The sequence below is a fragment of the Aminobacter aminovorans genome, from assembly GCF_900445235.1.
Classification (GTDB): domain Bacteria; phylum Pseudomonadota; class Alphaproteobacteria; order Rhizobiales; family Rhizobiaceae; genus Aminobacter; species Aminobacter aminovorans.
Genome location: NZ_UFSM01000001.1, coordinates 4,232,300 through 4,254,660, shown reverse-complemented (window position 1 = coordinate 4,254,660; position 22,361 = coordinate 4,232,300). Strand labels below are relative to the sequence as shown.

Below are 22,361 nucleotides of genomic sequence, written 5' to 3'. Positions count from 1 at the left end.
CCGAACGGTTGACTATTCGGATTTGCGGCCATATATTATACCTTATGGTTGAGCATTCCGAACATCTTGACGCGATCTTCCACGCGCTGTCCGATCCGACCCGCCGGGCGATGCTCCAGGGGCTGGCCAAGGGGCCGCGCAACGTCAGCGACCTCGCCGCACCTTTCGACATGACCCTGGCTGCCGCCTCCAAGCACATCAAGGTGCTGGAGAAGGCCGGGCTGGTGCGCCGCAGCGTGCAGGGGCGCACCCATCTCTGCAGCCTGGACGCCCTGCCGATGCATGCCGGCGTCGAGTGGATGCGGCACTACGAGAAATTCTGGAACCAGCAGCTCGACGTCCTCGAAGCCCTGCTCGTCGCCGAGGACCAGGCCGCGGCGGCCAAACCATCCGAAACCACTGAAGCAAAGAAGAAAGGGAAAAAGTCATGAATATCCATACTTCTTACGGCGTCGTCACCGAGCCCGGAACCGTGCGCATCGAGCGCCTGCTGCCGGGCCCGATCGAGCGCATCTGGAGCTATCTCACCGACTCCGAAAAGCGCAGCACCTGGCTTGCCGGCGGCCCGATGGAATTGCGAGCCGGCGGGCAGGTCGAGAACCTGTTCCGCAACTCCGAACTGACCCGCAACGACGATCCGCCGCCCGCCCATCTCGCCGCCTTTGCCGAACACCGGGTGCCGGGCGAGATCATCGCCTGCGAGCCGCCGCATCTGTTGGCCTATAGCTGGGGCGGTGCTGCGGAAGCCGGCGAAAGCTCCGAGGTGCGCTTCGAGCTCGAGCCGCGCAGCGACAAGGTTTTGCTGACGGTCACCCATCGCCGGCTCACCGACCACGGTGCGATGCTCAATGTCGCCGCCGGCTGGCACACCCATCTCGGCATCTTGTCGGCCAGGCTCGAGGGCCGCGAACCCGACGGCTTCTGGCGCACCCACACAAGGCTGGTCGGCGAATATGCCGAGCGTATCGGCAGCTCGCAGGCGGGAGCGTGACATGTCGCTCGTAAACCGCATTGCGGTTGTCTATGGCGGCGGCGGCGCGATTGGCGGTGCCGCGGCCAAGGCCTTCGCCCGCGACGGGGCGCGTGTGTTCCTGGCCGGGCGCACGCGGGCGAAGATGGAGGCGGTTGCCGGCGACATCCGGGCGCTGGGCGGAGACGTCGACATCGCCGTCGTCGATGCGCTGGACGAGGACGCGGTCGAGCGCCACGCCGACATGGTGGCTGACAAGGCCGGCGGCATCGACATCGCGCTCAATGCCATTGGCGTCGCCCATGTCCAGGGCACGCCGCTGGCGGATCTGTCGTTTGCCGATTTCGAGCTGCCTGTCGCAGCCTATACCAGGACCAACTTCCTGACCGCGAAAGCGGTGGCGCGGCACTTCAGGGGCAAGGGCGTGATCCTGACCTTGTCGACACCGGGGGCGCGGCTGTCGGGCGCAGGCTTTCTCGGCAACGGCGTGGCAAGTGCGGCGGTGGAGGCGTTTTCGCGCATCCTCGCCGGCGAGCTCGGGGCGCAGGGCATCAGGGTGATCTGCCTCCGGCCCGACGCCATTCCGGAAGCGATTGATGTTTCGCATGTGCGCGCGGCCTTCGAGGGTTTTGCACAGCGCTCAGGCATGTCGGTCGACGACATGCTGGCCGCCCGCGCCGCCAACGGGCCGTTGCTCAGGCGCTTTCCGACGCTGGCCGAGATCGGCGATTTCGCCGCCTTCGCCGCATCCGACCGTGCCGGCGCGATGACCGGGGCAATCGCCAATCTGAGCTGCGGCACGCTGGTCGACTGACCGCTTGCCAAGTTCCGTGCCCCCTGATCTTCTCCCATGGAGAGTTGGGGGCACGGACAAAAGATGCTTTTCTTTGTCATCGAGGATTTTCGCGGGCGCGACCCGAAGGCGATCTACCGTCGCTTTCGCGACAAGGGACGGCTGGCGCCAGAGGGTTTCATCGTTCACCACAGCTGGATCGCCGCCGACATGAGCCGCTGCTTCATGCTGGTGGAGGCCGAAAACGTCACGCTGCTGCAGCGCTGGGTCGTCGAATGGGCCGACCTCGTCGGTTTCGAGATCGTACCGGTGGCATCGAGCAAGGACACTGCCACGGGGCTGGCGCCCCATCTCTAAGCCGCGTGTACTCGCGCGCCGTATCAATCGAGACTTGCAATCGACGCTTGCAAATCACGTCGCGGCTTGTTTTCCTGCCGATGCATTGGAGGCATGCATGCGACGGATTCTGTTGTCGGCGGTTGGGGCACTCGTCGTTGCGTCGCTGGGTGATGCCTTGGCGGCCGAGCGCCGCTGCGGCTGGTACGCCAACCCGACGCCGGGCAATCTCTGGCTCATCGACAAGGATGCGACCTGGACGATCACCTCGCAGGGCGAGGCTGACGGACCCGACGCGACTGGTGCCGACAAGGCGCCTGACTTCAATCCCAGGCAGTTCGTCGAAACCAATGTGCCGGGGGCCGGCTATGGTTATGGCTGCGCCTGCATGACCGTCGAGACCGATGCCGGCAACCAGCGCATCAGAAAGGTCTTTGCCGGTGACATCCTGCCGCTCGCCAAGTGCCGGGCCGACAAATCCTTGCCGCCACCGCCGGATTGAGTGCGAAGGTCTGCCGGTCAGCCCGCGCATGGGCCCGACTGAACGGGATGCCGCAAGGCTATCGATGATTGAACGTTAGAGGAAATGGGAATGGCATTGAGCGGCGCAAGCAACGACTACCAGCGCAAGCGGCAGCAGGGCGAGAGCGCCAGGGTCGAGTTCGTCGAGCTGTTTTTCGACCTCGTCTTTGTCTTTGCGGTGACGCAGCTGTCGCATTTCCTGCTCAAGCACCTGTCGGTGGCAGGCGCGCTCGAAGGACTGCTGATGCTGGTCGCCGTCTGGTGGGTGTGGAACTACACCGCCTGGGTGACAAACTGGCTCGACCCGCGCAAGGCGCCGGTGCGCGGCATGTTGTTTGCCCTGATGCTGGCCGGCCTGATGCTGTCGACCTCTATCCCCGAGGCCTTCGAGGGTCGTGGCCTGCAATTCGCGCTCGCTTACGTCGTCATGCAGGTCGGGCGCACGCTGTTCGTGATCTGGGCGCTCAAGAACCATAACCGCGACAACTACCTCAACTTCGTCCGCATCGGACTTTGGCTCGTTTTGTCGGGCGTTTTCTGGATCGCTGGCGGATTGGCCGAGCCCGAGAACCGTTTCGCGCTGTGGGCGGTGGCACTGCTCATCGAGCTGGTGTCGCCGGCGCTCGGCTTCTGGACGCCGTGGCACGGCGCCTCGTCGACGACGGGCTGGGACATCGAGGGCGGCCACATGGCCGAGCGCTCGGCGCTGTTCATCATCATCGCGCTCGGCGAATCGATCCTGGTCTCGGGCGTGACCTTTGCCGAGCTCGAACTGAACTGGGTCAATCTGGCGGCATTCCTGACCACCTTCTTCGCCTCGGTGGCGATGTGGCTGGTCTATTTCAACGTCGGGCAGGAACTCGCCCACCACAAGATCGCGGAAGCCGCCGACACCGGGCAGATCGCCCGCATCGCCTATACCTACATTCCGGTCATACTGGTCGCCGGCATCATCGTCGTGGCGGTTTCGGACGAGTTGGTGCTCGCCCATCCGCTCGGCCATGCCGAGCCGGCGCTGATCTGGACGGCGATCGGCGGTTCAGCGCTCTATCTCGTCGGCAATCTGCTGTTCAAATTCTATGTCGTCGGCCGCGCGCCGCTGTCGCATGTCATCGGTCTTGCCGTCCTTGGAGCCATGGTGCCCTTTGCCAGCCACATGTCGCCGCTGGCGATCGGTGCTGCGACCACTGTCGTGATGGTGCTGGTTGCAGTGCTCGAACTCAGGGGGCAGCCGGCCAGACATCACGCGCATTAGCTCTGGACGAAGAACTGGAGCTCTGGACGAAGAACCGGAGCTCTGGACGAAGAACCGGCGCGTCCAGGCTTCTGGATCGGAACGATGCCTCGTGTACTATCCCCTCGAGATTTCGCTCCGGGACGTTACGACATGATCCTCATCGGCCAGTATGACAGCCCTTTCGTCCGCCGCGTCGGCATAGCCCTTCGGCTCTACGGAATCCCGTTCAGGCATGAGACATGGTCGGCCTTCGGCGATGCCGACAAGATCCGTGCCTACAACCCGCTGACCCGGGTGCCGACGCTGGTGCTCGACGATGGCGAGGTGCTGATCGACAGCCACATGATGCTCGACTATCTCGACCACCTTGCGCCTGCAGGCGAGGCGATGTTCCCGGCCGCCGAGCCGGCCCGGCACCAGGCGCTGAAGATCGCGACGCTGGCCACCGGCGTCGGCGAGAAAGCGGTCAGCCTGTTCTATGAGAAGCGGCTGCACACCCATGTCTCGGAAGTCTGGGTCGAACGCTGCCGGACGCAGATCGCCTCGGTTCTCGCAGTGCTGGAGGCCGAGCGCGCCCGGCGCGACAGCACCTACTGGTTCGGCGACCGCATCGGCCATGCCGACATTGCCGTTGTCTGTGTGCTGCGCTTCATCAATGACGCCCATCAGGGCCTGCTCGACATGGCCGAATTTCCCGCCCTTGCCGCCGATGCGGCACGGCTGGAGGCGATGGCGGTGTTCAAGGAGATCAGCCAGGAGTTCATCCCGCCGGCCTGAGCATTCCGACGGATGATGTGGCCCGAAAGCCGGCATCACATGCTTCGGATCACGCCCGGCCGGCGCGCAGCTTCTCGATCGCGGCAAAGCGCTTGAGGAAGGCCTCCTGCACGCGTTTTGCCGGTTGTGGCGCAAGCTCGAGCCCGTCGGCGGTGATGCCACGCGGGCGGCCGAAGAACTCGGTCGCCTCGGTTATCGAGAAGCCGGCGAGCAATGTCGCCTCGAAATAGGCCGATATCTGGTCGGCGCGCTTGATGTCCTTCTTCAGGCCCTGGCCGATCTCGGCCGGCAGGCCGACGCGCAGATGGATGGCGTGCTGCAGCCGCTCCTCGCAGCTTTTGTAGCCGCCGCCGACGACCGATTTGAACGGCGAGATCATGTCGCCGATGACATATTCCGGCCCGTCATGCAGCAGCGCTGCCAGCAGCGCCTCGGGTGCGGCATCAGGGACGATCCGGCGGAAGATCTGCTCGACAAGAAGCGAGTGCTGCGCCACCGAGAAGGCGTGGTCGCCCGAGGTCTGGCCGTTCCAGCGCGCGACACGCGCCAGGCCGTGGGCGATGTCGGAGATCTCGACGTCGAGCGGCGAGGGGTCGAGCAGGTCGAGGCGTCGGCCCGACAGCATGCGCTGCCAGGCGCGGGGCGGGGCGCCGGGACGGTCGGCCATGGCTCAGGCGTCTTCCGCACTGGTGGCTTCGGGATAGGTGAAGCTGGCCCAGGCAGGAATGGCGAGCGCCACGGTGACGTCATCGGCGATGATGGCGCTGCCGGCATCGAGCGCAGCCTTGACCCTGTCGATGCGGGCGATGGCCAGGCCGTTCGAGCCGTCGACGGAGCCGAGCGTGCCCAGAACCTTGCCGTCGGCCCTGAGTTCGGTGCCCGGCGCCGGCAGGCCTGAGGCAGCCGAGACGAGCAGCACGCGGCGACGGGCGGTGCCGCGATGTTGCATGCGCGACACGACCTCCTGGCCGATGAAGCAGCCTTTCTTGAAACCTATGCCGCCCATCTGGTCGAGCAGTACGTCGTGTGGGAAGGCGTCAGCCAGCGCATAGTCGGAGCCGCTTTCGGCGACGCCATTGTCGATGCGGAACGCGTGCCAGTCGGCCTCGGAGGCGCCAGGCGTGGGGGCGGTGCCGTAATGGCGGAACACAGGCTGTTGGAAGCGGCTGTCGCGGACAGTTGAATCAGAGTGCGAAGCAGCTGAATCATCTTGCCACGTAACAGCGATATGCGGCTGATCCTGCTTGGAAATTTCGGCCTTGGCGCGCAGCCGGTAGAGCATCAGGCGGCGGACGAAATCGTCTGCTATGTCGGCCCGGCATTCCAGCCTGAGCGCATTGTCGCCGCTGCGCGAGACCAGGAAATCGAACATGATCTTGCCCTGCGGGGCGAGCAGCGCGCCGGGCTTGGCCTCATCAAGGCCAAGTGCATCCAGGTCGAGCGTCAGGATATTCTGCAAAAAATGCTCGGCATCTGGGCCGGAAACATCGATGATGGCGCGGTCGGCGAGGATGGCTGTCGGCATGGACCTGATCTTGCATTTCGGAGAGCCATTACGTAAGCCGCAGGCAATTCCCAGACAAGGGCACGCGCGACATGGCTACCACCTTCGATCTCATCCTCAAGGGCGGCACTGTCGTCAATCATGACGGCAGCGGCGTCCGCGACGTCGGTGTCACCAATGGCAGGATCGCCGCCATCGGCGATCTCGGCAGCGCCTCGGCCGGCGAGACCATCGATTGCCGCGGCCTGCACATCCTGCCCGGCGTCGTAGACAGCCAGGTGCATTTCCGCGAGCCGGGGCTGGAGCACAAGGAAGACCTGGAGAGTGGCTCGCGCGCGGCCGTGCTGGGCGGCGTCACCGCTGTCTTCGAGATGCCCAACACCAATCCGCTGACGACCAGCGAAGCGACCCTGGCCGACAAGGTCAGCCGGGCGACCGCACGCATGCATTGCGACTTCGCCTTCTGGGTCGGCGGCACGCGCGAGAACGCCCGGGACGTCGCCGAACTGGAGCGCCTGCCCGGTGCCGCCGGCATCAAGGTGTTCATGGGTTCGTCGACCGGCGACCTTCTGGTCGAGGACGACGAGGGCGTCGCATCGATCCTGCGCAACACCCGCCGCCGCGCCGCCTTCCACTCGGAGGACGAGTTCCGCCTGCGCGATCGCCAGAACCTGCGTGTCGACAACGACCCGTCCTCGCACCCGATCTGGCGCGACGAGATCGCCGCCCTGCAGTGCACCGAACGGCTGGTGCGTATCGCGCGCGACACCCGCGCCCGCATCCACGTGCTGCACATCTCGACGGCGGAGGAAATCACCTTCCTCGAACAGCACAAGGATGTCGCCACCTGCGAGGCGACCCCGCATCATCTGACCATGAGCTCGGACGACTATGCCCGTCTCGGCACGCTGTTGCAGATGAACCCGCCGGTGCGCGCAGCACGCCACCGCGACGGCATCTGGCACGGTATTTCGCAAGGTATCGTCGACGTGCTCGGCTCCGACCATGCGCCGCACACGCTGACTGAGAAGGCCAAGCCTTATCCGGCCTCGCCCTCGGGCATGACCGGCGTGCAGACGCTGGTGCCGATCATGCTCGACCACGTCAATGCGGGCCGTCTGACGCTGGAGCGCTTCGTGGACCTTGCGAGCCACGGCCCCAACCGAATCTTCGGCATGGCGCGCAAGGGCCGCATCGCCGCCGGCTACGACGCCGACTTCACCGTCGTCGACATGAAGCGCGAGGTGACGATCACCAACGCCCAGGCCGGCTCCAAGGCCGGCTGGACGCCTTATGACGGCAAGCAGGTCACCGGCTGGCCGGTCGGCACCATCGTCCGCGGCATCCGCGTCATGTGGGAAGCCGAGATCACCACGCCGTCGCAGGGCAGGGCGGTAGAGTTTTCGGAAGCCGTGGTGCGGTAGTTCTTACCTCCCCCTTGTGGGGAGGTCGGACCGAAGGTCCGGGTGGGGGTATGACGCGCTGTCACCCTCGACGCTACGCGTCGACCGTTCCCACAAGGGGGAGGGGAAAAACCCTCAATCCCCTGCGACGAAGAAGGCCCAGCGGCCTTCGGGGGTGATGCCCAGGCGATAGAAGACGTAGGCGCCATATTGCTTCATGTCTTCGTAGTCGCCGGCGGTGACGATCTTGAACAGTTCGACCTTCTGGCGCGGATCGAGCTTGTCGAGCGGGATGCCAAAGAAATAGGGCCAGACATAGAGGTCTTCGTCGGTGCCTTCGCCGAGATGGACGTAGCCGGCGTTCAGCACCTCTTCCATGATGGCGAGGATTTCCTGGCCTTCGCCGTCGCCGGACAGCCCCTTGATAAAGGCGATCGGATCGCCCTCGATGTCGCCGAACGACAGTTGCGGCATCGCTTCGCCCTGGCCGACCAGCGGCCGCAGCTTCTCGATGTCGCCGGTCTTGGCGGCTTCGACCAGCAGGCTGCGCATGCGCGCCACCGGCTCGGGCAGGCGGCTGAGATCGTAGACGATTTCGGGAAGCGGGCCTTCCGGATCGAGATTGGGGGCAGCAGGACCGGTGGCGCCGCCCGGTTCGGTGGGCGTGGCGTCCGGCTCGGCCGGCTGATCGTCGCCCGGCTCCTCGGTGTCTGCAGGTGTCTCGGTCCCGCCGGGATTTTCGGTGCCGGCCGGATTTGCGGTGCCGGAAGGCGCCGTGGTCGCCGGCGTCTGGATCGGGTCGGGCATCGGCACCGACTTTTCCGGCACGGCATCCTGCTCGCTGGCCGGCTTTGGCGGCATGACAGGGGCGGGGATTTCCTCGCGCTTGATTTCGGACAGCGCAAACGCCGTCGAGGCATGAAGCGGCATGACGAGCGAGGCGGCAAGGCCGAGAGCGGCAAGTCGCAATGCGCCGCGGGGCGCAGTTTCAGTCTTTGGCCGCATCAGATTCCTGGCTCCGGTATTCCAAGCGCATGCCCCCTCTCGGGCCGACGCGCCAACGCTTTCAATCGCATGACCCCGCCCGGAATCATGTTCCGATAATGCGTGGTTACGCTGCTAATGTGCCAGCATGATGCCGAAACCGTGTCGGCTAGTCAAAGAAGTGGGGTAGCGCTCAATGCCGCAGGCGCACCGGCTCGAAGTCGCCGGCTTCCACCCTGGCGCGCATGCGATCGAGCATGGCCAGCGCCGCGGGTTCGCCATTGGCGGCGACGATCTCGGCAAAAGCCGTGGCAAGGGCTGCTTCGGCGATGATTTCGGGCTCGATGCCGGCGGACAGGCCTTCGGCCCACGCCTCATTGTGGCTCTCGACAGCGGTCAGGCGCTTTTCTTCCCGAACCAGGGCGTCGATGTCGCTTACGCTTTGTTCCATTGCGGTCTTTCACCCTGCCCAGCGATCCGACGATTCGGATCAACTTGAGCTATCCCTTTAATGTCCCGTTAAGACACCTAGCACAATCGCCCGTTCGTGTACGGCAAGCAATGCCGGGAAAGTAAATAGCCTGTTAATTACCGAAGCGGGAGGCGATGTCGCGGCTCAGCGCCTCGCCTTCCTTCATGTAGCGGCTGATCGCTTCGGTCGCCGAAGGCGTGCAGGCGGTGTAGGTGCCGTCGAAGGAGCGATAGCCCCGGTTGAAGGACGCGATGAAACGGGCGCGGCGCTCGGGCGAGGGGTTCTCGGCCTGCAGCAGCTTTTCCATCTCGCCGCGCCACTGGCTACCCTTTTCGCCGCACAGATTGCGCAGGAAATGCAGCGAGCCCAGCACCTCGGCGAGGCGCATCAGTCCCGGCTCGAACGGCGCTTCGACCGCGCGCACCGGTGCTGCGAACGCAGTCGTTGCGGCAAGCGTGATAGCCATGATGTAGGTCGAAGCGCGCATCATAAGCTTTTGTGGCGAAACAATTTGTCTCGGGCAAGGCCGCAGGCGCTTCTATCCCAAGGCTAGAGTGTCTCCGCTTCATTCTGCTGGCGAAATCCTTCGATCTTCTCGTCTTGCGCTATTGCGGATGGGAAAGACGCTGCACGGTTTCCCGGGAGTTGCCCTATGCCGGCAGCACGACCTCACCGCCGAGCAGTTCGAGCACGATTTCGAGCGTCGAATCGGTCAGCGGCAGGCGTTCGATTTCGGCGAGGTCGAAATAGGCGGCCTCGTCGGCATCGTCGGCGGCGACAGGTTCGCCTTCGAGGTGGCGGGCGCCGAACACGGTGAGCAGGTAGACCGAGCCGCTGTCATTGCGGCTGTCGATGAGCAGTTCGCGCAAGCGGACGAGGTCGCCGACGGCTATGCCGGTTTCCTCCATCAGCTCGCGGCGGGCGGCATCTTCCAAAGCTTCGCCTGCTTCGACGCGTCCACCTGGAAAGGCATAGAGCCCCTTCGACGGCGCCCGCCCTCGGCGGACGAGCATGACCGAGCGGCCGCGCAGCACGGCGACTGAGACGGCAGGGATGATGGTCGCGTCGATCATGCGTTTTGCCTCGGGGGATGCGTTCCATTGTGGAACAGCCGATCATATCCGCTTTAGCGGTTGCAGCGGCCGCGATCCATCGCCACTTTCAGGCGATGAACCGGAACCTGAGCTGATGTGCGGACGCATTGCCGTATTGGCGTCGCCCGACGCGACCTCCGCCTTTCTCGGGCTGGACGACCTAGAGAGCTTTCCGCCGCGCTACAATGTGGCGCCGACGCAGCCGATCCTGGTGGTGATGGCAGGGCCGCAGCGCCCGCCAGGCTCGAATCGCTCCGAGCGCATGGCGCTTCTGGCGCGCTGGGGGCTGATCCCGGCCTGGGCAAAGAACCCGGCCGACATGCCGCTGTTGATCAACGCACGTTCCGAATCGGCGAACGAAAAGGCCTCGTTCAAGACGGCGATGCGTCACCGCCGGGCGCTGATCCCGGTTTCGGGTTTCTACGAGTGGAAGAAGCTGCCGGGCAATCGGCGCCAGCCTTACTGGCTGAGGCCGCGTAAGGGCGGGCTGGTGGCGCTGGCCGGGCTGATGGAGACGTGGAGCGAGCCGGGCGGTTCGGAAATCGACACCGCGGCGATCCTGACCACCAATGCCAGCGCCGACATACTGCATATCCACGACCGCATGCCCGTGGTGATCCAGCCGGAGGATTTTGCCCGCTGGCTCGACTGCCGCACCCAGGAGCCGCGCGATGTAGCCCATCTGATGCGACCGGCACAGCCCGATTTCTTCGAGCAGATCCCGGTGTCGGAGCTGGTCAACAAGGTCGCCAATACAGGGCCGGAGATCCAGGCGCGCGTCGAGCCGCTGCCTGAGGCAGCACCTGAGCGGGCAGCAAAGCCGAAGGTCGAGAAGAGCAGGCCCGACGACGGCCAGATGACGCTGTTCTGATTGGAGCGGAACCACGCGCTCCCGGGCGCTCTGGCATCATCAATCCCTGCATCCTGCCTTCCGGAAATCGATTTTGATTTTCGGGGCGGTGCATTAGAAGAACGGCGTGTCCACGCCCATTCTCTCCGCCGCCATCTCCGGATTCCTGCTTGGTGCCTCGCTGATCATCGCGATCGGCGCGCAGAACGCCTTCATCCTGCGCCAGGGCCTGCTTCGCCAGCACGTCTTCATCCTGAGCCTGATCTGTGCGGCCTCGGATGCGCTTTTGATCGGCCTCGGCGTCGCCGGGCTCGGCACGCTGATTTCGCAGTCGCCGCGGCTGATAACAGTGGTGACGGTCGGCGGCGCGCTGTTCCTGTTTGCCTACGCCGTCATTGCCTTCCGGCGCGCGATGAAACCGGAGGTCCTGCAAGCGGCAAAGAGCGGCGAGGCCAGGCTCTGGCCGGCGGTCGCCGCCTGTCTTGCCTTCACCTTCCTCAACCCGCATGTCTATCTCGACACGGTGGTGCTGCTGGGCAGCCTTTCGGCAGCCCATGAAGGACAGGCTCGCCTGGCCTATGGCATCGGCGCAGCTTCGGCTTCGTTCGTCTGGTTTTTCGGGCTCGGCTATGGCGCCCGGCTGCTGGAGCCGGTCTTTGCCCGGCCTGCCGCATGGCGCGTGCTCGATGTGCTGATCGGCCTGGTGATGGCGGCGATCGGCCTCAGCCTGTTAAGCAGCCTTGTTTAGCTTGGGGGCTGCCTTGTCTTTCTTCGGCGCGCAGATCAGCGCGGCAAGAATTGCGGCGGGGCCGATGGCCCGGTAGTGCTTGGTCAGTTCGGCGTACTGGCTACGCGCTCGGTCCTGGTCGGATTGTTTTCGTTTCATCGGTCTCTTCCCTAAAGTCAGCTCTGTTGAGAGCGGCTGCATTTGCTTACGGATTCGGTCGAATTCGTGGCAGTGCGGCGCCTTTTATCCGGGCGATGTTTCATTACGGTGCCGGGATGTTTAACAAAGTGTTTCAGTACTGCTTCCGTTCCGGTCCGGGCGGTAAAGTTTCATGTCGATGCGTCTTGACGGCAACAGCTCGGTGAGGCGATAAAGCCCCTGATGAAAACGTCTTTCGCCATTTCCGGCATTTGCATTATTGGCTAGCGTTCGCGCTGGTCAGGACGTTTTCGCCTCATCTTCACACGAGACAGGTTGAACGCCCGGGCCAGCAGGCCACGGCGCCGTACGTCCGTTCGGACGGGCAAAGGACGCCGTGAAACTGAAGAAGGGTGCAAGATCCTTTGCGAAGATCGGAGATTTTCGGGGTCATGCATACGGGGAGTTCCATGTCTGATTCAAAGCTGAAGTCCGGTGCGTTTCGGGGCCTTCGCCTTACCAACACGCTGACACGCACGAAGGAGGACTTCGTGCCGATCGATCCGCAAAACGTGCGGATGTATGTCTGCGGCCCGACGGTCTACGACTTCGCCCATATCGGCAATGCGCGCCCGGTGATCGTCTTCGACGTGCTGTTCCGCCTGTTGCGCCATGTCTATGGCGAGAATGCCGTCACCTATGTGCGCAACATCACCGACGTCGACGACAAGATCAACGCCCGCGCCTTGCGCGATTTCCCCGCCCTGCCGCTCAACGAGGCGATCCGGCGGGTGACGGAAAAGACCGCCAACCAGTTCCATGCCGACGTCAAGGCGCTGGGCTGCCTCGAGCCGACCGTCGAGCCCAGGGCAACCGAGTTCGTGCTCGCGCGGCCGGACGGCAAGACCGACATGGTTTCCTTGATTCAACGCCTGATCCAACGCGGCCATGCCTATGAAGCGCAAGGCGAAGTGCTGTTCGACACCGGCTCGATGGAAGACTATGGCCAGCTCTCGAAGCGCAATCTCGACGAGCAGCAGGCCGGCGCCCGCGTCGAGGTCGAGGCGCACAAGAAGAACCCCGGCGACTTCGTCCTGTGGAAGTCTTCGTCGCCGGAGGAGCCGGGCTGGGACAGCCCCTGGGGCCGCGGCAGGCCGGGCTGGCACATCGAGTGCTCGGCGATGTCGGCCGCCTATCTCGGCGAGGTCTTCGACATCCATGGCGGCGGGCTCGACCTGATCTTCCCGCACCACGAGAACGAGATCGCCCAGTCGCGATGCGCCCATGGCACCGATGTGATGGCCAACTACTGGATGCACAACGGCTTCCTGCAGGTCGAGGGCCAGAAGATGTCCAAGAGCCTGGGCAATTTCTATTCGATCCACGAACTGCTCGCGACGGAGAATTTCGGCGGCCGCAAATGGCCGGGCGAGGTGCTGCGGCTGGCCATGCTGATGACGCATTATCGCGAGCCGATCGACTTTTCGCTGCGCAAGCTGGAGGAAGCCGAGAACACATTGCGCAAATGGAAGCGTGCGGCCGACAGCGCCGGCGAGGCCGAAGCCGAGGTGCCGGCGGCACTGATTGCGGCACTCAGCGACGACCTCGCCACGTCGAGCGTCTTCCAGGGCCTGTCGCAGCTCGCCGCCGAAGCCGGCAGCAACGTCGAGGCCGCGGCCGAACTCAAGGCAGCGCTGCTGTTCCTCGGCTTCGGGCTCGAGGCGGCAGAGGTCGACGAGGTGGCGGTCGCCGCAACAATCGCGCGCCGGCTTGAGCTGATCAACGCCAAGAACTGGGCCGAGGCCGATCGCATCCGCGACGAGCTTCTGGCCCAGGGCGTTCAGCTGAAGGACGGCAAGGACCCTGTCACAGGTGAACGCGTGACGACGTGGGAAGTGAAGCGGTGATGATGGCGGGGCAGGATAGGGTGGGGCCGCATGCCCCCCTCTGCCCTGCCGGGCATCTCCCCCTCAAGGGGGGAGATCAGCAGCTTGGACGTGTCTCATTGTCCTGCCAGGTTTTGGAGCGTGTTGCAGCGGCGTCTGTGGTTGGGCGACAGGTCGCTGACGGCCTGATCTCCCCCCTTGAGGGGGAGATGCCCGGCAGGGCAGAGGGGGGTGGTCGGCGGTGACCCATTACCCGGTTCCCCCGGCCAATCGCCGGAACGCGCGCAAGATGCGCAAACAGATGACGGATGCCGAGCTTAAGCTCTGGAATGAGCTTAGGGCGCATCGACTGATGGGACTGGGTTTTCGGAGGCAATTGCCAATCGCCGGCTACATCGTCGATTTTGCCTGCCCAACACATAAGTTGATTGTCGAGGTCGATGGTTCGCAACACGGCTCGGCCGAGATTGCGGAAGCGGATGCAGTTCGCACCGCCAAGCTGGAAGGTCTCGGCTGGACCATTCTCCGCTTCTGGAACGACGACGTCGTTCGCGATATGGATAACGTCTGCCAGAACATCGTGATCTCGGCCGGGACGGCCGTCCGCATGAAGGAGGAGTTCGTGCAATGATCGACCATACTGGAATTTCGGTCACCGATTTCGACAAGGCGCAGGCGTTCTACGACAAGGCGTTCGCGCCGCTGGGTGCGTCGCTTCTGATGATGGTGCCGGGCGAACATACCGGCGGGGTCAAGGTTGGCGGCTATGGCCGCGAGCGGCCGGTGTTCTGGCTGCACGAGGCGGAAGCCGGGCCGGGGCGGCATTATGCGTTCACCGCGCGCAGCCGCGCCGAGGTCGACGCGTTTTACGCCGCAGCGATCGCCGCCGGTGGCAAGGACAATGGCGGGCCGGGGCCACGGCCGCATTATCACCCCGACTATTATGCCGCCTTCGTCTTCGATCCGGATGGCAACAACATCGAGGCGGTGTGCCATGTGCCGGCATAAGGAAACGCTGCCATGAGCCTGGACAACAAGCCGGTCTACAGCGGCGGCTGCCAGTGCGGTGCGGTGCGCTTTCATGTCGAGGGCGCGCTCGGCGATGCGTCGGTGTGCCATTGCCGCATGTGCCAGAAGGCATTCGGCAATTTCTATGCCCCGCTGGTCTCGGTGCGGCAGGCGAAACTGACCTGGACGCGCGGCGAGCCGAAGAAGTTCCGCTCGTCGAATTTCGGCTTGCGCGGCTTCTGCGGCGACTGCGGCACGCCGCTGAGCTTCGAGGCGCCAGACGGCGCGGCGCTGGCGATCGCCGCCTTCGACGAACCGGCGGAAATCGCGCCGACGGTGCAATGGGGCCTCGAGGGCAAGCTGCCCTATGTCGACCATGTCCACGAGCTCAAGGGCTATTCGACCGAGGACGACCCCGAGGCGGCCGACTTCGTCGACGACATCGTCTCGTTCCAGCACCCCGACCACGACACCGAGACCTGGCCGCCGGAGGAGCGCAAATGACTGTCACGACAGGCGGTTGCCAGTGCGGTGCGGTGCGCTACCGCATCGACCAGGCGCTGGAGAATGCCCATATCTGCCATTGCCGCATGTGCCAGAAGGCATCGGGCAACTACTTCCAGCCGCTGGCGCGCACGCCCAAGGCCAAGTTTTCGGTCACCCGCGGCGAGATCGGCTGGTTCCGCTCGTCCGACATCGTACGTCGCGGCTTCTGCCGCGACTGCGGCACGCCGCTTCTGTTCGACGTGATCGCCCGCGACACCATCAATGTCGTGCTCGGCGCGCTCGACGATCCGGAAGCGGTGAAGCCGACATTCCAGTGCGGGTCGGGTGAGAAGATGCCATGGTTCGGCGAGCTCGACACGGTCGAATTGTCGGACGATGAAACTGCCTGGTACGCCGCGGTTGCCCCTTCGAACCACCAGCACCCCGACCACGACACTGAACAATGGCCAGCGGAGAAAAGGTCATGACCGAGACTGCAAGGACAGGCGGCTGCCAGTGCGGCGCCGTCCGCTTCCGTATCCACGGCGCGCTGGGGCGCAGCTCGATCTGCCATTGCCGCATGTGCCAGAAGCAGTTCGGCTCGTTCTTCGGCGCCTTCGTCGCTGTGCCGGTGGATGGCGTCGAGTGGATCCGCGAGGAGCCAAGCTATTTCCAGTCGTCGATCAACATATCGCGCGGCTTCTGCCAGCGCTGCGGCACGCCGATGGCGTACCGCCACGCCGAAGGCCTCGAACTGTCGATCGGCTCGTTCGACGACCGTTCCGACCTCGCACCGACGATCCAGATCAACCACGGCTTCCGCCTGCCGTGGGTGGGCACGATCTTCGACCAGCCGGTGCTCGACAATCCCGACTACTACCAGCGGCAGGAGCAGATCATCTCCTTCCAGCATCCCGATGAAGAAACGGCCAACTGGCCGGAGCATGGACTGAAATTATGAGCGACGAACTGCGCAGCCTCTATCCCGAGATCGAACCCTTCGACAGCGGCATGCTCGATGTCGGCGACGGCCATCAGGTCTATTGGGAACGTTCGGGCACCAAGGGCGGCAAGCCGGCGGTGTTCCTGCATGGCGGCCCGGGCGGCGCGACCTCGCCCAAGCATCGCCGCCTGTTCGATCCCGCTTTGTACGACATCATGCTGTTCGACCAGCGCGGCTGCGGCAAGTCTTTGCCCAATGCCTCGCTCGACGCCAACACCACCTGGCACCTGGTCGCCGACATCGAGCGGCTGCGCGAGATGGCCGGCCACGACACATGGCTGGTGTTCGGCGGCTCCTGGGGCTCGACGCTGGCGCTCGCCTATGCCGAGACGCATCCGGACCGCGTCAGCGAACTGGTGGTGCGCGGCATCTACACGCTGACCCGCGCCGAGCTCGACTGGTATTACCAGTTCGGCGTCTCCGAAATGTTCCCCGACAAATGGGAGCGTTTCGTCAAGCCGATCCCGGAGGCCGAGCGCGGCGACATGATGGGCGCCTACCGCAAGCGCCTCACCGGCGACGACCGCGAGGCCAAGGTCGAGGCGGCGCTGGCCTGGAGCCTGTGGGAAGGCGAGACGATCACGCTTCTGCCCGACCCCGACACGTCAGGCAAGTTTGGCGAGGACGACTTCGCCGTCGCTTTCGCCCGCATCGAGAACCACTATTTCGTCCATGCCGGCTGGATGGACGAAGGCCAGCTGATCCGCGACGCCCACAAGCTGCATGACATTCCCGGCGTCATCGTCCATGGGCGTTATGACATGCCGTGCCCGGCGAAATATGCCTGGGCATTGCACAAGGCCTGGCCGCAGGCGGAGTTCCACCTGATCGAGGGCGCGGGTCACGCTTATTCGGAACCGGGCATATTGGACCAGCTGGTCAGGGCGACCGACAAGTTCGCAGGGAAAACGTCGTGAACGCTTCCGCCCTACGTTGCCCCCCTCTGTCCTGCCGGACATCTCCCCCACAGGGGGGGAGATCAGCTGGCATGCCGGCTTTCGCCAATCGCCGGCGTTGCAGGACGGAGCGAGGCGTCAATACTGCCGATCTCCCCCCTCGTGGGGGAGATGTCCGGCAGGACAGAGGGGGGCGCCAAAGGGCGCTGGCCCCCAAGGACAGACGGGGGTGCCATAGCGCGCTAGCCCACAAGGTGTTGCCATGAAAGAACGCATCTATCTCTTCGACACGACATTGCGCGACGGCCAGCAGACGCCGGGCATCGACTTTTCCGTCGAGGACAAGATCGCGATCGCCGGCATGCTCGACGAGTTCGGTCTCGATTATGTCGAGGGCGGTTATCCCGGCGCCAATCCGACCGACACCGCCTTCTTTCAGGAAAAGCGGACGAGGCGGGCGAAGTTCGTCGCCTTCGGCATGACCAAGCGGGCAGGCGTCTCTGCCTCCAACGATCCGGGCCTGGCAACCCTGCTGCAGGCCAAGGCCGACGGCATCTGCTACGTCGCCAAGAGCTGGGACTACCATGTCCGGGTGGCGCTCGGCGTCACCAATGAGGAGAATCTGGAGTCGATCCGCGCTTCGGTCGAGGCGGCGCGTGAGGCCGGCCGCGAGCCCCTGGTCGACTGCGAGCACTTCTTCGACGGTTTCAAGGCCAATCCCGACTACGCGCTGGCCTGCGCGCGGACGGCCTATGACGCCGGCGCGCGCTGGGTGGTGCTGTGCGACACCAATGGCGGCACCCAGCCGTCGGAGGTGCGCGAAATCGTTGCCAGGGTGATCGCCTCGGGCATTCCGGGCGCCAATCTCGGCATCCATGCCCATGACGATACCGGCCAGGCGGTGGCCAACTCGCTGGCTGCGATCGAAGCCGGCGTGCGCCAGGTGCAGGGCACGATCAACGGCATCGGCGAGCGCTGCGGCAACGCCAATCTGATCACCATCGTCCCGACGCTCGCGCTGAAGCCGCATTTCGCCGAACGTTTCGAAACCGGCGTCTCGGCCGAGGCGCTTGCGGGCCTTTCCAGGCTGTCGCGGGCGTTCGACGAATTGCTCAACCGCGCACCCGAGGCGCAGGCGCCTTATGTCGGCGCATCGGCCTTTGCCACCAAGGCAGGAATCCACGCCTCGGCGATCGTCAAGGAGCCGAAGACCTACGAGCATGTGCCGCCGGAGACGGTGGGCAATCGCCGCAAGGTCATGGTGTCGGACCAGGGCGGCAAGGCGAACTTCATCGCCGAGCTCAGGCGGCGCGGCATCGACGTGCCCAAGGACGACCGCCGGCTCGATGCGCTGATCGCGGTGGTCAAGGAGCGCGAGGCCGAGGGTTATGCCTATGAAGGTGCGGATGCCAGCTTCGAGCTTCTGGCGCGCGGCATGCTGCACAGCGTTCCGGATTTTTTCCGGGTGACCTCGTTCCGCTGCCTCGTCGAGCGCCGTTTCGACGCTAATGGCAATCTCAAGACCGTGTCGGAAGCCGTGGTGAAGGTCATGGTCGACGGCGAGGAAAAGATGTCGGTGGCCGAAGGCGACGGCCCGATAAATGCGCTCGACATCGCTTTGCGCAAGGATCTCGGCAAGTTCCAGGACGAGATCGGCGACCTCGAGCTCGTCGACTACAAGGTGCGTATCCTCAATGGCGGCACCGAGGCGATCACGCGCGTCCTGATAGAATCGCACGACTCGACCGGCGCCCGCTGGTGGACCGTCGGCGTGTCGACCAACATCATCGACGCCTCGTTCCAGGCGCTGATGGATTCGATCATCTACAAGCTGATGAAGAACCGCGAGATGGCCGGGCTGGTGGCGGCGGAATAGGCTCGGCCAGCCGTGATGGGCCAGCCGCAGCGGCTGGCCCTGTCGATTGATCCATCAACGAAAAGCGGGTGGACCATCACAATTTTGAAATGGCATGCGCTGGCGGGCGGGCGCATAGGTGCCCGCCATGAGCACCAACACGCCTGCGATTTCCCGCGACGAAGCCACCCGCGGCTTTCTGTTTGCCCTGTCGGCCTATCTGATGTGGGGCTTCCTGCCCTTCTACATGAAGGCGGTGGCGCATATTCCGGCAGCTGAGGTGATCGCCCATCGCATCACCTGGTCGATCCCGATCGCAGCGTTGCTGTTGTGGTGGCTCGGCCGCACCTCCGACATCAAGACCGCCTTGCGCACCCCGCGCACGCTGGCCATGGGCACGCTGACGGCGACGCTGATCACCATCAACTGGGGCGTCTATGTCTGGGCGATCGGCAATGACCGGGCGCTCGAAACGGCGCTCGGCTATTACATCAACCCGCTGTTTTCGGTGTTCCTCGGCGCTGTCGTGCTTGGCGAAAAGCTGACGCGGGCGCAGACGGTGGCGATCGGGCTTGCGGTTATCGCGGTCGCGCTGCTGACCTGGGAAAGCGGCGGTTTGCCCTGGGTTTCGATCGTGCTGGCGCTGTCCTGGGGTTTTTACGCGCTGTTCAAGAAGACGCTGCCGATCGGCCCGGCGCAGGGCTTCTTCCTCGAAGTGCTGATCCTCGGCATCCCGGCGCTGGTCTACATCGCCTATCTGCAGGGCACTGGCGCCGGTCATTTCGGCACCACCGGGATGACCGACGTCTGGCTGATGCTCGGCTGCGGCATCGTCACCGCCGTGCCGCTGATCCTGTTTGCCAATGGCGCCAAGCTGCTGCGCATGTCGACGATCGGAATCATGCAGTACATCGCGCCGACGATGATCTTCGTCATCGCCATCTTCATCTTCAAGGAGCCGTTCTCGAGCGAACGCGCCGTCGCCTTCGCCCTGATCTGGGCAGCTTTGGCGATCTATACTTGGTCGATGTTTTCCGAGCGCGCCAAGAACGGCTAGTTTCAGGTAAGGCCGGCCTGCAAATGGCTGTTACCTGTGCTTCCGGTACTCACGTGCTCGAAGGTACGCTCCGTTCCGGTTGTCGGTAACAACCATTTTCGGCTCGGCCTGACTTGAAACTGACCGAGCGTTGCTTCCGGTTCGCGCTGAACCGGTGGCTTTACATCTTGTCGATGAGCGACTGCACGCCTTCGGTCGGCGTCGAGTCGGAGCCGGCGGCGACCATGATCGCCGAGACCACCGCTTCCGGCTCGTCGACCACCAGCGGCTGGACGAGATGGGAGGTGTGGACGAAGCCCTCGGTCTTCATGTGATCGATGAGCGACAGCATCGGATCCCAGAAGCCCTTGACGTTGGCGAAGACGATCGGCTTGCGGTGATGGCCGAGCTGGGCCCAGGTCATGATCTCGACGATCTCCTCGACCGTGCCGATGCCGCCGGGCAGTGCCACGAATGCGTCCGATTTCTCGAACATAAGATGTTTGCGCTCGTGCATGTTGTCGGTGACGATGAGTTCGTCGAGCCGCGTCAGCGCGCTTTCCGTCGCTTCCTTGTTCATCAGGAAGCGCGGGATGATGCCGGTGACCTTGCCGCCGGCGCGCCGCGCGCCATCGGCGACCGCGCCCATGATGCCCTTGGTGCCGCCGCCATAGACGAGCCTGACGCCGGCCTTGGCGATCGAATGGCCGAGCAGGTGCCCGGCCTTGATGTAGACCTCGTCGCGGCCCGGCGAGGAGCCGCAATAGACGCAGATGGATCGAATCTTGTTCATCGGCTGATTGGGTATTGCCTCCACAGGCAGGGTCAAGCCCGAACGGGGCTTTTTCTTGTCGCTGCCGGCAAAACAAGGTAGACCCGGCGGGCGGCTAGGGGCAGAGAAATATGGCGATCAATCCGTTGAAGATATTCCTACTCGCAGCAGGTGGCTCAGCCGCCGCTGCGACTGTTGCGTATGTGTCCGGGGCACTCGATCCCTATTTGGCGCCGCCCGCCGCGATCGCGTCACTGCCGGCACCCGCGACAACGACGCCGACGAGCGACAAGCCAGCCGATCCGGCCAAGCCGGCAGCCGGCGCAGAGACGCCTGCAGCGGTCGCGCCGGCACCCGCAGCGCCTGCCGCAGCCGCTGCCGTGATCGCCCCGTCCTTCGACGTGGTGCGCGTCGAAAACAACGGCTCCGTGGTGATCGCCGGCAAGGCCGCCGGCAATTCCAAGGTCGAGATCGTGACCGGATCGAAGGTCATCGGTGCTGCCGTCGCCGGCGCCGACGGCGATTTCGCCGTCGTGCTCAACGATCCGCTGAAGCCCGGCGACTACCAGATCGTGCTGCGCGCAACCGCGCCCGACAATGTCGTCGCCACCTCGACCGAGACGGCGGTGGTTTCGGTGCCCTCCGATCCGGGCGGCCAGGTGCTGGCCCTGGTCGAGGAACCGGGCAAGCCGTCGCAACTGATCACCGTGCCCAAGCCGGCTGACGCGCCATCGGCGGCCGCCACTGCTGAACAGCAGGCAAGCGCGCCCGCGGCGGCGCCCGCAGCGCCTGCTGCGGCTGAGCCCGCACCGGCGAAGTCGGCGGCAACGGCAGCTGAAATCAAGGTGGCCGTCGAGGCCGTCGAGATCGAAGGCAAGAAGATCTTCATCGCCGGCTCCGCCGACGCCGGGCGCAAGGTGCGCGCCTATGCCAACGAGATCCTGATCGGCGAGACGCAGACTTCGCCCGAGGGCCGCTTCCTGATCGAGGCCGAGCGCGAACTGCCCGTCGGCGACTACATCATCCGCGTCGACGCGCTTGAGCCGAACGGCGCCAAGGTCGTGGCCCGCGCCGCCGTGCCGTTCCAGCGCGAACCGGGCGAAGCGGTGGCAGCGGTCGCACCGCAGCCGACGGCCCCCGCAGCGCCGGCCGCCGACGCAACCGCTGCCGCACCCGCCGCCGAAGCCAAGACGGCGATGGCGGGCGAAGTGCCGGCCAAGCCCGCCGACCCGGCTGCCGAAGCGACGGCACCGGCCCAGGCGACCACACCGGCCCCCACGGCTGCGACCGACAAGCCGGCCGAGGTCGCCGCCGCACCTGTTGCGCCAGAGACCACGGCGCCCAAGCTCGAAGCCGTCAATGGCGCCGTCATCATCCGTCGCGGCGATTCCTTGTGGCGGATCTCGCGCCGCGTCTATGGCCACGGCGTGCGCTACTCCAACATCTATCTCGCCAACCAGGACCAGATCCAGGATCCGGACCGCATCTGGCCGGGCCAGGTGTTCCGTGTTCCGGAGACGTCGAAAGAGGGCGAGGCCGCCAATATGGGCGCTATGGGCGAGCAGGCGATGCCTGCGCCCAAGCTGTAAGTTTGGGAACGGTCTTCCGGTTT

Annotated in this window: 28 protein-coding genes; 20 read left to right on the top strand and 8 right to left on the bottom strand. The window is 64.8% G+C overall.

What is annotated here, in order from left to right:
• Nucleotides 1–44: 44 nt before the first annotated feature.
• The 7 genes from DY201_RS21025 to DY201_RS20995 all read left to right on the top strand — a co-directional run bounded on the left by DY201_RS21025 (nt 45) and on the right by DY201_RS20995 (nt 4,635).
• Nucleotides 45–431, top strand: a complete 387-nt coding sequence (locus DY201_RS21025; RefSeq protein WP_115732893.1) for an ArsR/SmtB family transcription factor — start codon at nt 45–47, stop codon at nt 429–431.
• Nucleotides 428–991, top strand: coding sequence for an SRPBCC family protein (locus DY201_RS21020; RefSeq protein ID WP_115732892.1), 564 nt, complete (start codon nt 428–430; stop codon nt 989–991). Before DY201_RS21025 ends, DY201_RS21020 begins: the two co-directional genes overlap by 4 nt.
• 1 nt (nt 992) lies before the next feature.
• Nucleotides 993–1,784 carry an SDR family NAD(P)-dependent oxidoreductase gene (locus tag DY201_RS21015; protein ID WP_115732891.1) on the top strand — a complete coding sequence of 264 codons (792 nt, stop codon included), beginning with the start codon at nt 993–995 and terminating at the stop codon, nt 1,782–1,784.
• 63 nt (nt 1,785–1,847) lie between these two features.
• The gene (locus DY201_RS21010; protein WP_115732890.1) at nt 1,848–2,120 is read left to right on the top strand and encodes a DUF3303 domain-containing protein; all 273 of its coding nucleotides are present in this window, start codon (nt 1,848–1,850) and stop codon (nt 2,118–2,120) included.
• A 97-nt stretch (nt 2,121–2,217) separates the two neighbouring features.
• The gene (locus tag DY201_RS21005) at nt 2,218–2,601 is read left to right on the top strand and encodes a DUF4087 domain-containing protein (protein WP_115732889.1); all 384 of its coding nucleotides are present in this window, start codon (nt 2,218–2,220) and stop codon (nt 2,599–2,601) included.
• 90 nt (nt 2,602–2,691) lie between these two features.
• Nucleotides 2,692–3,876 carry a low temperature requirement protein A gene (locus DY201_RS21000; protein WP_115732888.1) on the top strand — a complete coding sequence of 395 codons (1,185 nt, stop codon included), beginning with the start codon at nt 2,692–2,694 and terminating at the stop codon, nt 3,874–3,876.
• Between the two features lie 132 nt (nt 3,877–4,008).
• Complete coding sequence (locus tag DY201_RS20995; RefSeq protein ID WP_115732887.1) at nt 4,009–4,635, top strand: glutathione S-transferase family protein; 627 nt, start codon at nt 4,009–4,011, stop codon at nt 4,633–4,635.
• Between the two features lie 49 nt (nt 4,636–4,684).
• Here the strand turns inward: DY201_RS20995 and DY201_RS20990 are convergent, their stop codons facing one another.
• Nucleotides 4,685–5,302, bottom strand: coding sequence for an HD family hydrolase (locus DY201_RS20990; protein ID WP_115732886.1), 618 nt, complete (start codon nt 5,300–5,302; stop codon nt 4,685–4,687).
• A 3-nt stretch (nt 5,303–5,305) separates the two neighbouring features.
• Complete coding sequence (ygfZ, locus tag DY201_RS20985; protein ID WP_115732885.1) at nt 5,306–6,160, bottom strand: CAF17-like 4Fe-4S cluster assembly/insertion protein YgfZ; 855 nt, start codon at nt 6,158–6,160, stop codon at nt 5,306–5,308.
• Nucleotides 6,161–6,231: 71 nt separating this feature from the next.
• Between ygfZ and DY201_RS20980 the strand changes: the two genes are divergently transcribed.
• A complete protein-coding gene (locus DY201_RS20980) occupies nt 6,232–7,563 on the top strand; it encodes a dihydroorotase (protein ID WP_115732884.1) in 1,332 nt (443 codons plus the stop codon).
• A 114-nt stretch (nt 7,564–7,677) separates the two neighbouring features.
• Here DY201_RS20980 and DY201_RS20975 read toward each other — a convergent pair whose 3' ends face one another.
• The 4 genes from DY201_RS20975 to DY201_RS20960 all read right to left on the bottom strand — a co-directional run bounded on the left by DY201_RS20975 (nt 7,678) and on the right by DY201_RS20960 (nt 10,071).
• Nucleotides 7,678–8,547, bottom strand: a complete 870-nt coding sequence (locus DY201_RS20975; protein WP_115732883.1) for a hypothetical protein — start codon at nt 8,545–8,547, stop codon at nt 7,678–7,680.
• A gap of 172 nt (nt 8,548–8,719) precedes the next feature.
• Nucleotides 8,720–8,977 (bottom strand): hypothetical protein, encoded by a 258-nt coding sequence (locus tag DY201_RS20970; RefSeq protein ID WP_067964147.1) that lies wholly within the window; start codon nt 8,975–8,977, stop codon nt 8,720–8,722.
• A gap of 133 nt (nt 8,978–9,110) precedes the next feature.
• Nucleotides 9,111–9,488, bottom strand: coding sequence for a TIGR02301 family protein (locus DY201_RS20965; RefSeq protein ID WP_067964142.1), 378 nt, complete (start codon nt 9,486–9,488; stop codon nt 9,111–9,113).
• A 160-nt stretch (nt 9,489–9,648) separates the two neighbouring features.
• Entirely contained in the window at nt 9,649–10,071 is a 423-nt protein-coding gene (locus tag DY201_RS20960) for an NUDIX hydrolase (RefSeq protein WP_115732882.1), read from the bottom strand.
• Between the two features lie 115 nt (nt 10,072–10,186).
• On the opposite strand from DY201_RS20960, the gene DY201_RS20955 reads away from it, so the two are divergent.
• On the top strand, nt 10,187–10,963 hold the full coding sequence (locus tag DY201_RS20955; protein ID WP_115732881.1) for an SOS response-associated peptidase: 777 nt from the start codon (nt 10,187–10,189) through the stop codon (nt 10,961–10,963).
• 118 nt (nt 10,964–11,081) lie between these two features.
• Entirely contained in the window at nt 11,082–11,690 is a 609-nt protein-coding gene (locus DY201_RS20950; protein ID WP_115733907.1) for a LysE/ArgO family amino acid transporter, read from the top strand.
• On the opposite strand, the gene DY201_RS20945 is transcribed toward DY201_RS20950, so the two are convergent.
• Nucleotides 11,673–11,828, bottom strand: coding sequence for a transcriptional regulator (locus tag DY201_RS20945; protein WP_115733908.1), 156 nt, complete (start codon nt 11,826–11,828; stop codon nt 11,673–11,675). The genes DY201_RS20950 and DY201_RS20945 overlap by 18 nt on opposite strands.
• Nucleotides 11,829–12,277: 449 nt before the next feature.
• Between DY201_RS20945 and cysS the strand changes: the two genes are divergently transcribed.
• The 9 genes from cysS (at nt 12,278) to rarD (ending at nt 19,998) form a co-directional block, all read left to right on the top strand.
• Nucleotides 12,278–13,714, top strand: a complete 1,437-nt coding sequence (gene cysS / locus DY201_RS20940; protein WP_115732880.1) for a cysteine--tRNA ligase — start codon at nt 12,278–12,280, stop codon at nt 13,712–13,714.
• Nucleotides 13,715–13,982: 268 nt separating this feature from the next.
• Nucleotides 13,983–14,324 (top strand): endonuclease domain-containing protein, encoded by a 342-nt coding sequence (locus DY201_RS20930; RefSeq protein WP_245432058.1) that lies wholly within the window; start codon nt 13,983–13,985, stop codon nt 14,322–14,324.
• Nucleotides 14,321–14,701 (top strand): VOC family protein, encoded by a 381-nt coding sequence (locus DY201_RS20925; RefSeq protein ID WP_115732878.1) that lies wholly within the window; start codon nt 14,321–14,323, stop codon nt 14,699–14,701. The genes DY201_RS20930 and DY201_RS20925 overlap by 4 nt, the downstream gene beginning before the upstream one ends.
• 12 nt (nt 14,702–14,713) lie before the next feature.
• Nucleotides 14,714–15,205 carry a GFA family protein gene (locus DY201_RS20920; protein ID WP_115732877.1) on the top strand — a complete coding sequence of 164 codons (492 nt, stop codon included), beginning with the start codon at nt 14,714–14,716 and terminating at the stop codon, nt 15,203–15,205.
• Nucleotides 15,202–15,675, top strand: a complete 474-nt coding sequence (locus DY201_RS20915) for a GFA family protein (protein WP_115732876.1) — start codon at nt 15,202–15,204, stop codon at nt 15,673–15,675. Before DY201_RS20920 ends, DY201_RS20915 begins: the two co-directional genes overlap by 4 nt.
• Nucleotides 15,672–16,148, top strand: a complete 477-nt coding sequence (locus DY201_RS20910; RefSeq protein ID WP_115732875.1) for a GFA family protein — start codon at nt 15,672–15,674, stop codon at nt 16,146–16,148. The genes DY201_RS20915 and DY201_RS20910 overlap by 4 nt, the downstream gene beginning before the upstream one ends.
• Nucleotides 16,145–17,107 carry a prolyl aminopeptidase gene (gene pip / locus DY201_RS20905; RefSeq protein ID WP_115732874.1) on the top strand — a complete coding sequence of 321 codons (963 nt, stop codon included), beginning with the start codon at nt 16,145–16,147 and terminating at the stop codon, nt 17,105–17,107. Before DY201_RS20910 ends, pip begins: the two co-directional genes overlap by 4 nt.
• Before the next feature lie 241 nt (nt 17,108–17,348).
• A complete protein-coding gene (gene cimA, locus DY201_RS20895) occupies nt 17,349–18,962 on the top strand; it encodes a citramalate synthase (RefSeq protein WP_115732873.1) in 1,614 nt (537 codons plus the stop codon).
• Nucleotides 18,963–19,080: 118 nt separating this feature from the next.
• Nucleotides 19,081–19,998: an EamA family transporter RarD gene (gene rarD, locus DY201_RS20890; RefSeq protein ID WP_172582941.1), complete on the top strand. Its 918-nt coding sequence runs from the start codon at nt 19,081–19,083 to the stop codon at nt 19,996–19,998.
• A 160-nt stretch (nt 19,999–20,158) separates the two neighbouring features.
• Here rarD and DY201_RS20885 read toward each other — a convergent pair whose 3' ends face one another.
• Nucleotides 20,159–20,770, bottom strand: coding sequence for an LOG family protein (locus DY201_RS20885; protein ID WP_115732871.1), 612 nt, complete (start codon nt 20,768–20,770; stop codon nt 20,159–20,161).
• Between the two features lie 110 nt (nt 20,771–20,880).
• On the opposite strand from DY201_RS20885, the gene DY201_RS20880 reads away from it, so the two are divergent.
• A complete protein-coding gene (locus tag DY201_RS20880; RefSeq protein WP_115732870.1) occupies nt 20,881–22,338 on the top strand; it encodes a LysM peptidoglycan-binding domain-containing protein in 1,458 nt (485 codons plus the stop codon).
• Nucleotides 22,339–22,361: the final 23 nt, after the last annotated feature.

Bases quoted from the DNA above. Each gene is read 5' to 3' on its own strand.
- DY201_RS20995 (WP_115732887.1), top strand. From the start codon at position 4,009: ATGATCCTCATCGGCCAGTATGACAGCCCTTTCGTCCGCCGCGTCGGC.
- DY201_RS20920 (WP_115732877.1), top strand. From the start codon at position 14,714: ATGAGCCTGGACAACAAGCCGGTCTACAGCGGCGGCTGCCAGTGCGGT.
- DY201_RS20945 (WP_115733908.1), bottom strand. From the start codon at position 11,828: ATGAAACGAAAACAATCCGACCAGGACCGAGCGCGTAGCCAGTACGCC.
- ygfZ (WP_115732885.1), bottom strand. From the start codon at position 6,160: ATGCCGACAGCCATCCTCGCCGACCGCGCCATCATCGATGTTTCCGGC.
- DY201_RS20915 (WP_115732876.1), top strand. From the start codon at position 15,202: ATGACTGTCACGACAGGCGGTTGCCAGTGCGGTGCGGTGCGCTACCGC.
- DY201_RS20930 (WP_245432058.1), top strand. From the start codon at position 13,983: ATGCGCAAACAGATGACGGATGCCGAGCTTAAGCTCTGGAATGAGCTT.
- DY201_RS20880 (WP_115732870.1), top strand. From the start codon at position 20,881: ATGGCGATCAATCCGTTGAAGATATTCCTACTCGCAGCAGGTGGCTCA.
- cysS (WP_115732880.1), top strand. From the start codon at position 12,278: ATGTCTGATTCAAAGCTGAAGTCCGGTGCGTTTCGGGGCCTTCGCCTT.
- cimA (WP_115732873.1), top strand. From the start codon at position 17,349: ATGAAAGAACGCATCTATCTCTTCGACACGACATTGCGCGACGGCCAG.
- DY201_RS21000 (WP_115732888.1), top strand. From the start codon at position 2,692: ATGGCATTGAGCGGCGCAAGCAACGACTACCAGCGCAAGCGGCAGCAG.
- DY201_RS20925 (WP_115732878.1), top strand. From the start codon at position 14,321: ATGATCGACCATACTGGAATTTCGGTCACCGATTTCGACAAGGCGCAG.
- DY201_RS20910 (WP_115732875.1), top strand. From the start codon at position 15,672: ATGACCGAGACTGCAAGGACAGGCGGCTGCCAGTGCGGCGCCGTCCGC.
- DY201_RS20975 (WP_115732883.1), bottom strand. From the start codon at position 8,547: ATGCGGCCAAAGACTGAAACTGCGCCCCGCGGCGCATTGCGACTTGCC.
- DY201_RS20885 (WP_115732871.1), bottom strand. From the start codon at position 20,770: ATGAACAAGATTCGATCCATCTGCGTCTATTGCGGCTCCTCGCCGGGC.
- DY201_RS20980 (WP_115732884.1), top strand. From the start codon at position 6,232: ATGGCTACCACCTTCGATCTCATCCTCAAGGGCGGCACTGTCGTCAAT.
- DY201_RS20970 (WP_067964147.1), bottom strand. From the start codon at position 8,977: ATGGAACAAAGCGTAAGCGACATCGACGCCCTGGTTCGGGAAGAAAAG.
- DY201_RS20965 (WP_067964142.1), bottom strand. From the start codon at position 9,488: ATGATGCGCGCTTCGACCTACATCATGGCTATCACGCTTGCCGCAACG.
- DY201_RS21005 (WP_115732889.1), top strand. From the start codon at position 2,218: ATGCGACGGATTCTGTTGTCGGCGGTTGGGGCACTCGTCGTTGCGTCG.
- DY201_RS20990 (WP_115732886.1), bottom strand. From the start codon at position 5,302: ATGGCCGACCGTCCCGGCGCCCCGCCCCGCGCCTGGCAGCGCATGCTG.
- DY201_RS21010 (WP_115732890.1), top strand. From the start codon at position 1,848: ATGCTTTTCTTTGTCATCGAGGATTTTCGCGGGCGCGACCCGAAGGCG.
- pip (WP_115732874.1), top strand. From the start codon at position 16,145: ATGAGCGACGAACTGCGCAGCCTCTATCCCGAGATCGAACCCTTCGAC.
- DY201_RS20955 (WP_115732881.1), top strand. From the start codon at position 10,187: ATGTGCGGACGCATTGCCGTATTGGCGTCGCCCGACGCGACCTCCGCC.
- DY201_RS21015 (WP_115732891.1), top strand. From the start codon at position 993: ATGTCGCTCGTAAACCGCATTGCGGTTGTCTATGGCGGCGGCGGCGCG.
- DY201_RS21020 (WP_115732892.1), top strand. From the start codon at position 428: ATGAATATCCATACTTCTTACGGCGTCGTCACCGAGCCCGGAACCGTG.
- DY201_RS21025 (WP_115732893.1), top strand. From the start codon at position 45: ATGGTTGAGCATTCCGAACATCTTGACGCGATCTTCCACGCGCTGTCC.
- DY201_RS20960 (WP_115732882.1), bottom strand. From the start codon at position 10,071: ATGATCGACGCGACCATCATCCCTGCCGTCTCAGTCGCCGTGCTGCGC.